This is a genomic window from Dyella sp., from assembly GCF_051954575.1.
Taxonomy (GTDB): domain Bacteria; phylum Pseudomonadota; class Gammaproteobacteria; order Xanthomonadales; family Rhodanobacteraceae; genus Dyella_B.
Genome location: NZ_JBQCHP010000055.1, coordinates 1 through 4,119 on the forward strand (window position 1 = coordinate 1; position 4,119 = coordinate 4,119).

Sequence of the window (4,119 nt, forward strand, 5' to 3'; positions counted from 1 at the left end):
CGACTCTCAGCGACCGGGCACACGCAACCTGCTACGGCACTAGGGCGCTACTTCAGCAGCAGAACCAGCGCGCTGCCGATGAGCGCGGCGATGACGATGACCGCGAGCAGCCGGGCCGGGAAATACCGGTCATGGCGGCGATCCCGCTCGCCGGCCGCCGCCTGCGCCGGTGACCCGGCCATGCTGAGCGGCTGGGCCGTCGCGGGCGGCTGAGCCACGCCGGGCGGCTGGGCCCTACCCGGTGGCTGGGCCGTGCCCGGTGGCTGGGCTCTGCCGGGCGGCTGGGCCGTGCCGAGGGGCTTGGCTGCGGCGGACAACGTCCACGCCAAGACCGGGAGCATGAACAACGTGCGCTGCCTGGTTGGTTACATGACCACGGCAGCGGGCGAACGGCTGGCGTTCGCCATCATGTTGAACAACTTTGTGCGCGGGGAGGACGAGCCGAGTCCTAGCCACACGCTGGATGCGATCGTGGCGTTGCTCGCCCAGTTCCAGGGCCATACGTAGGGTGGGGTGCAAACCCCAACCTTGTCAGCATGACAAAGATGGCGATGGTGGGGTTTGCACCCCAACCTACGGTTCAACGCTTCGCCAGATCCTTCTCGATCTTCTCCGGCGCATCATTCGGTGCGTAGCGCTTCACCACCCGGCCTTCGGCATCCACCAGGAACTTGGTGAAGTTCCATTTGATCGACTCGCTCCCCAGCAGGCCCTTGGCCTCTTTCTTCAGCCATCGATACAGCGGGTGCGCGTGCTCGCCGTTCACCTCGATCTTGGCGAACATCGGAAACGTCACCTCGTAAGTGGTCGAGCAGAACCGCTTGATCTCGGCCTCGTCGCCGGGTTCCTGGTGGCCGAACTGGTCGCACGGAAAGCCCAGCACCGCCAGGCCCTGGTCGCGATGCTTGCGCCACAGTTCCTCCAGGCCCTTGTATTGCGGCGTGAAGCCGCATTTGGAGGCCACGTTGACGATCAGCAGGGTCTTGCCGCGCCAGTCCCCGAGCGAGCGCTCGGCGCCGTCGATGTCGCGCGCGCTGAAGTCGTATACGGTGGTCATGTCCTCGCTCCGGTCATAGCTGAGTAGGTTGGGTTAGCGCAGCGTAACCCAACACCGGGAGGGATCGAACCCGACCCACGCCATACCAGCTGGCATAGAATGGCCGCTTTCGACTCCATACCTGGCCCGCCGTGATCCGCTTCATCGATGTCCACAAATCCTACCGTGTCGACGGCAAGGACATTCCGGCGCTGGAGCCTTTCAGCCTGGACATCGCCGATGGCGAGGTGTTCGGCATCATCGGGCATTCCGGCGCCGGCAAATCCACGCTGATCCGCCTGATCAACCTGCTGGAGAGGCCCAGCGGCGGACGCATCCTGATCGGTGATACCGAAATGACCGCGCTGGCGGACGATGCGCTGCGCATGGCGCGGCAGCGCATCGGCATGATCTTCCAGCACTTCAACCTGCTGTCCTCGCAGACGGTGGTGGACAACATTGCCTTTCCGATGCGGCTGGCCGGCAACCAGGATGCGAAAGCCATCCGCACGCGCGTGGATGAACTCTTGCAACGCGTGGGCTTGACCGCGCATGCGAACAAATATCCCTCGCAGCTCTCCGGCGGGCAGAAGCAGCGCGTAGGCATCGCGCGTGCCCTGGCCAATCGCCCTTCGATCCTGCTGTGCGACGAAGCCACCAGCGCGCTCGATCCGCAAACCACCGCGTCGGTACTGGATCTGTTGGCCGAGATCAATCGCGAATTGAAACTTACCATCGTGCTGATCACGCACGAGATGGATGTGGTGCGCCGGGTATGCGATCGCGTCGCCGTGCTGGATGCCGGGCGCATCGTGGAACACGGCTCAGTGGCGGACGTGTTCCTGCATCCCCAGCACGCCACCACACGCCGCTTCGTCAACGAGGCGCTGCCCGAGGAAGCCGCGGGCGAACACCTGCGCTATGAGAACGTGCCGGGCCGCATCCTGCGCCTGTCGTTTCGCGGCGAAGCCACCTGGTCGCCGACGCTGGGACGCGTCACACGCGAAACCGGCGTGGATTTCAACATCCTGGCCGGACGCATCGACCGCATCAAGGACCTGCCCTACGGCCAGCTCACGCTCGCCATGCAGGGCGACAACGTGGATGCCGCCTTGCACGCGCTGCGCGACGCAGGCATCGAAGTGGAGGAACTTGCCCGATGATCGCTACCCATCTTCCCCTGCTGCACACGCTGTTTCCCAATATCGACGACTGGGGCGAGATGGGCCAGGCGTGCGTCGATACGCTGCTGATGCTGGGCGGCTCGCTGTTGTTGACGGTGATCATCGGACTGCCGCTGGGCGTGCTGCTGTTTCTCACCGGCAAAGGCCAGTTGCATGCCATGCCCAAACTGTATGGCGCGTTGTCATTGGTCGTGAACGTGCTGCGCTCGATTCCTTTCATCATCCTGATGATCGTGCTGATGCCGGTGACGTATGTACTGGTCGGCACCAAGCTCGGCATTCGCGGCGCGATTCCGCCGTTGGTGATCGGCGCCGCGCCGTTCTTTGCACGCCTGGTGGAAACCTCGCTGCGTGAAGTGGAGCGCGGCGTGATCGAGGCCTCGCAGGCGATGGGTGCCACCACCTGGCAGATCGTGCGCCACGTGCTGCTGCCCGAAGCGCGCGCCAGCCTGTGGGCGGGCGTGACGGTCACCGCCATCGCGCTGGTTGGCTACACCGCCATGGGCGGCGCGATCGGCGCGGGTGGTTTGGGCGACCTGGCCTATCGCTACGGCTACCTCAGCTACAAATCCGATTACATGGTGGTGACGGTGCTGCTGCTGATCGTACTCGTCCAGCTGCTGCAGATGCTCGGCGACCGCATCGTGGCGCACTACAGCCGACGCTGAGGCCATTGCCACCGCGTTTTTGCATCCATCCGTATGGACGGCTATTCTGGCCTGCCGCACAAGGATTGCTTCCATGAAAAAGCTGATGGCTCTACTGGCCGCCACCCTGCTCCTGGCCGGCTGCTCCTCACCCGGCTCCGGCGATGCCAGCAGCCAGACCTTGACCGTGGCAGCCACGGCGGTGCCGCATGCGGAAATCCTCAAAGAAGTGAAGCCGATCCTTGCCAAGGAAGGCGTGAACCTGGAGATCAAGGTGTTCGCCGACTACGTGCAGCCGAACGTGCAGGTGGACGAGAAAAGCATCGACGTGAACTACTTCCAGACCAAGCCTTACCTGGACGCCTTCAATCGCGAGCGCAAGACCCATCTGATCATCATCACCGGCGTGCACATCGAGCCGTTCGGCGCGTACTCGCACAAGCTCAAATCCATCGACCAACTGCCTGATGGCGCCACGGTGGCGATTCCCAACGACCCCAGCAACAACAGCCGCGCCCTGCTGCTTCTGGCCAAGCACAACTTGATCACGCTGAAAGATCCGAACGACGAGCTGTCCACGCTCAAGGACATCACCGCCAACCCCAAGAACCTGAAGTTCAAGGAACTGGAAGCGGCGATGCTCCCACGCACGCTGGACGAAGTGGACCTGGCGCTGATCAACACCAACTACGCGCTCGCCGCGGGGCTGAATCCGACCAAGGATGCGCTGCTGATCGAGAGCAAGGACTCGCCCTACGTGAATTACCTGGTGGGCCGCCCGGACAACAAAGACGATCCGCGCGTGCAGAAGCTGGCCAAGGCGCTGACCAGCCCGGAAGTGAAGAACTTCATCGAGCAGAAATACCACGGCGCAGTATTGCCGGCGTTCTGACGTAGGCTGGGGTGCAAACCCCAACACCACGATTCCGATGGAGACGGCAATGTTGGGGTTTGCACCCTGACGTATCCCCACGTTTTTGCTCGATGATTTCAATAAAGTCAGCGAGCTATACACCTTGCACATGATCTTCCAGATTACTGGGCCGTCATTCCCGCGAAAGCGGAGGCGCTTTTCAACAGCGAATGCTGGACAAACCATCGGCTCTGATGCAAACGCAAAGATAGATTCCCGGTTTCGCGGGAATGACGGCATTTCGGGCACATATGCACCAAACGAAAAAACGTGGGGATATATCAGGGTTGGCACCCCAACCTACGCCAATCTGTCGCTGCAGCGTATCGCCGTGGGCAT

At 62.6% G+C, this 4,119-nt stretch carries 7 protein-coding genes; 5 read left to right on the plus strand and 2 right to left on the minus strand.

What is annotated here, in order from left to right; translation table 11 throughout:
- Positions 1-47: 47 nt before the first annotated feature.
- Positions 48-182 (minus strand): hypothetical protein, encoded by a 135-nt coding sequence (locus tag ACTHNE_RS07815; RefSeq protein WP_440268946.1) that lies wholly within the window; start codon positions 180-182, stop codon positions 48-50.
- A 70-nt stretch (positions 183-252) separates the two neighbouring features.
- Here ACTHNE_RS07815 and ACTHNE_RS07820 point away from each other — a divergent pair, with 70 nt between their 5' ends.
- Positions 253-507 (plus strand): D-alanyl-D-alanine carboxypeptidase, encoded by a 255-nt coding sequence (locus ACTHNE_RS07820; protein ID WP_440268947.1) that lies wholly within the window; start codon positions 253-255, stop codon positions 505-507.
- 73 nt (positions 508-580) lie between these two features.
- Here ACTHNE_RS07820 and ACTHNE_RS07825 read toward each other — a convergent pair whose 3' ends face one another.
- A complete protein-coding gene (locus ACTHNE_RS07825; RefSeq protein ID WP_440268948.1) occupies positions 581-1,057 on the minus strand; it encodes a glutathione peroxidase in 477 nt (158 codons plus the stop codon).
- A 131-nt stretch (positions 1,058-1,188) separates the two neighbouring features.
- Between ACTHNE_RS07825 and ACTHNE_RS07830 the strand changes: the two genes are divergently transcribed.
- From ACTHNE_RS07830 to ACTHNE_RS07845, 4 genes are all read left to right on the plus strand, one after another.
- Positions 1,189-2,199, plus strand: coding sequence for a methionine ABC transporter ATP-binding protein (locus ACTHNE_RS07830; RefSeq protein ID WP_440268949.1), 1,011 nt, complete (start codon positions 1,189-1,191; stop codon positions 2,197-2,199).
- A complete protein-coding gene (locus ACTHNE_RS07835) occupies positions 2,196-2,888 on the plus strand; it encodes a methionine ABC transporter permease (protein WP_324938721.1) in 693 nt (230 codons plus the stop codon). Before ACTHNE_RS07830 ends, ACTHNE_RS07835 begins: the two co-directional genes overlap by 4 nt.
- A 73-nt stretch (positions 2,889-2,961) precedes the next feature.
- Positions 2,962-3,759: a MetQ/NlpA family ABC transporter substrate-binding protein gene (locus ACTHNE_RS07840; protein WP_324938724.1), complete on the plus strand. Its 798-nt coding sequence runs from the start codon at positions 2,962-2,964 to the stop codon at positions 3,757-3,759.
- Between the two features lie 85 nt (positions 3,760-3,844).
- Positions 3,845-4,119 (plus strand): hypothetical protein (locus ACTHNE_RS07845; protein WP_440268950.1); only part of this gene is annotated, 275 nt, incomplete at its 3' end.